The following is a 2,549-nucleotide window of genomic DNA, read 5'->3' as shown; positions in this document are numbered from 1 at the left end:
GGCGTACACGGCCACGCTGCCGATCCCGGCGTCCCGGCAAGCACGGGCCACGCGGACAGCGATTTCGCCACGGTTGGCGATGAGCACCTTGCGCACGATTGAGGCTCCCTCCTTGAAACAAGCCGAGTTTAGGGACTGCCGACACGACAGTTCGACCCGTCCCCAATGGTGAGCTTGCCCACACGGAGCGTGATTCGAGGCTTGCTCGACCCGTGAAATCCCTTGTCGCACCCTGGGGCGCAGGACTCCACCGGAAAACCCTAGCCCCCTCCTGTGGTCAAGGTCTCTGTGAGAGGGTGCCGCGCCCCACCCTGTTTCTTTGTCGAGTCCCTACGAATGGCCCAATGATTCTTTGCCTGTCACAGAACCCTTGTCCGGAGGTTTACCCGTTAGTAGCGTTCGCGATGGCTCGAACGTACTTGAGGTAACGCCGCCGACCGGGCGGCACTCGAACGCTCGGAAGAGGGTGGGGACCCGTGGTGCGCAGACCGGTGGCGTGGCTGTTGGCGGTCGTGCTTCTCGTCGAGGGGCTGGGCATCGCAGCGGTCAACTGGTTCCTCGGGCATGTCGTCGAACGCCAGCGCATGTCCATGGGCGGCCTCGACCCGGACGTGATGTCCCTGTCCTCGAAGATCGGCGGCGTGGTCTTCGGCCTGTACTTCCTGCTGTGCGCCTACTCGGCCCTGCTCGTCGCCCTGCGCGACCGCGCCCCCGCCGGCTTCGGGCGTGTCGCGCTGGTCAGCGCGGCCGTCGTGCACGGGCTGCTGGGGGCGGTGACATGGGGTCTGGTCGGGCCGGGCGCCTTCACGTTCATGATCGTGGTGCTGGCGCTGATAGTGCTGCTGCTGGTGTCGTACGACCGCCCCGAGACGCAGGAGGAGCCCACCGCGCCCCAGCCCGCCGACCCGGCGCCCGCGAACGGGCCCGCGACGGCGTGAGGGCGTCGCAGGTCACGTCCACAGCTCGGTGATGGAAACGCCCAGGCGGCCCAGGAGGCGGCGGACCAGGGGCAGGCTGATGCCGATGACGTTGCCGTGGTCGCCGTCGATGCCGTCGATGAAGGGGGCCGAGCGGCCGTCCAGGGTGAAGGCGCCCGCGACGTGGAGGGGCTCGCCCGAGGCGACGTACGCGGCGACCTCGTCGTCGGTGGGCTCGCCGAAGCGGACCACGGTGGAGGCGGTCGCCGAGGCGTAGCGGCCGGACTCGGTGTCCCACACGCAGTGGCCGGTCTGGAGGATGCCCGCGCGTCCGCGCATGGCCTTCCAGCGGGCCGTGGCCTCCTCGGCGTCGGCGGGCTTGCCGAGCGCCTGGCCGTCGAGCTCCAGCACCGAGTCGCAGCCGATCACCAGCGCGCCTTGCACGTCCGGCCGGGCCGCCACGACGGAGGCCTTGGCCTCGGCGAGGGCGAGGGCCAGTTCGGCGGGGGTCGGCGCGGTGACTGCGTCCTCGTCGACGCCGCTGACGATCACCTCGGGGGCGAGGCCGGCCTGGCGCAGAAGGTTGAGCCGGGCGGGGCTCTGCGAGGCGAGGACGAGGCGGCGGCTGGGCGTGTCTGTCATGCGGTCAGCGTATCGGCGGGGTCCGTGTTCCGCCGGGCTCATCCCAGGCCGATCGCGATCATCGCCAGCACCATGGCGACCGCCATGAGGATGCCGAGCCGCCGCAGCATCTCCTGCATCTCGCGGAGTTCTTCCGGCGGCTCGTTCTCGGGGTCGGACCACAGCATGTCACTAGCGTGGGGCTGGGCTGGGGGAGGGCACCTGAGTACTCGTACTCAAGTTGTTCGGCTGGGTTTCACTTCGCCTGCCCGCGGGGTTCTGCCGCGTCGTGGGCGGTTGGCCGCGGGCTGTGGTTGTTCGCGCAGTTCCCCGCGCCCCCTTTGGGGTGTGGCCGCTGGCTGTGCGGGGTTCTGCTGCGTCGTGGGCGGCTGGCCGTCGGGTGTGGTTGTTCGCGCAGTTCCCCGCGCCCCTTTGGGGCGTGGCCGCTGGCTGGGCGGGGTTCTCGTGCGTCGGCGGCTGACCGCGGGCTGTGGTTGGTCGCGCAGTTCCCCGCGCCCCTTTTGGGGTGTGGCCGCTGGCTGTGCGGGGTTCTGCTGCGTCGTTGGCGGCTGACCGTCGGGGGTGGTTGGTTGCGCAGTTCCCCGCGCCCCTTGGACGTGGGCGGCTGGCCGTCGGGGTGTGGCTGGGCGCGCAGTTCCCCGCGCCCCTTTGGGGCGGGGGCTGCTGGCCGTCGTTGTCGGGGGTTGGGCGCGCGGTTCCTCGCGTCCCTTTGGACGGGGGCGGCTGGGTGTGGTTTGGGGGCTCGCCTTTCGGGCTCAGCCTCTAGCTCGGCCAGAAGGATCTGGCCCACGCCGTTCTGCTGGGCTGCGGGACGTGGCGGGCCGCGATCCTCGACGGGTCGGACCAGGAAGCCCTGGGCGCCGGGGCGCCCGGCGCCGCGGCGTCCGCCGCCGCGGCGCGGGCTCTGACGACCGCCAGGGCGGCGGCGAGCTCCTCGGGGGTGGGGTTGCCCCGTACGACCTTGATGGTCACAGCGGCTCCTTCTACAGG

General features: G+C 71.1%; 5 protein-coding genes. 1 reads left to right on the top strand and 4 read right to left on the bottom strand.

All coding sequences use genetic code 11. The features are described from left to right. Positions 1 to 96 (bottom strand): biotin carboxylase N-terminal domain-containing protein (locus tag ABZZ79_RS39640; RefSeq protein ID WP_281179312.1); only part of this gene is annotated, 96 nt, incomplete at its 3' end. A gap of 380 nt (positions 97 to 476) precedes the next feature. On the opposite strand from ABZZ79_RS39640, the gene ABZZ79_RS39635 reads away from it, so the two are divergent. Further along, positions 477 to 938: a hypothetical protein gene (locus tag ABZZ79_RS39635; protein ID WP_356697540.1), complete on the top strand. Its 462-nt coding sequence runs from the start codon at positions 477 to 479 to the stop codon at positions 936 to 938. Positions 939 to 950: 12 nt separating this feature from the next. Here the strand turns inward: ABZZ79_RS39635 and ABZZ79_RS39630 are convergent, their stop codons facing one another. The 3 genes from ABZZ79_RS39630 to ABZZ79_RS39620 form a co-directional block, all read right to left on the bottom strand. Then, entirely contained in the window at positions 951 to 1,559 is a 609-nt protein-coding gene (locus ABZZ79_RS39630) for a nucleoside triphosphate pyrophosphatase (RefSeq protein ID WP_356697538.1), read from the bottom strand. A gap of 38 nt (positions 1,560 to 1,597) precedes the next feature. Continuing rightward, a complete protein-coding gene (locus ABZZ79_RS39625) occupies positions 1,598 to 1,726 on the bottom strand; it encodes a hypothetical protein (RefSeq protein WP_356697535.1) in 129 nt (42 codons plus the stop codon). A 595-nt stretch (positions 1,727 to 2,321) separates the two neighbouring features. Continuing rightward, positions 2,322 to 2,531: an acyl-CoA carboxylase epsilon subunit gene (locus ABZZ79_RS39620; RefSeq protein ID WP_356697533.1), complete on the bottom strand. Its 210-nt coding sequence runs from the start codon at positions 2,529 to 2,531 to the stop codon at positions 2,322 to 2,324. Positions 2,532 to 2,549: the final 18 nt, after the last annotated feature.

Source organism: Streptomyces sp. NPDC006458, assembly GCF_040612135.1.
Lineage (GTDB): Bacteria > Actinomycetota > Actinomycetes > Streptomycetales > Streptomycetaceae > Streptomyces.
The sequence above is the reverse complement of the archived record's forward strand: the minus strand, read 5'-3'. Positions and strand labels throughout refer to the sequence as shown.

What these genes read in the sequence shown, in the direction of transcription:
- ABZZ79_RS39625 (WP_356697535.1), bottom strand. Translation starts at nt 1,726, where the DNA reads ATGCTGTGGTCCGACCCCGAGAACGAGCCGCCGGAAGAACTCCGCGAG.
- ABZZ79_RS39630 (WP_356697538.1), bottom strand. Translation starts at nt 1,559, where the DNA reads ATGACAGACACGCCCAGCCGCCGCCTCGTCCTCGCCTCGCAGAGCCCC.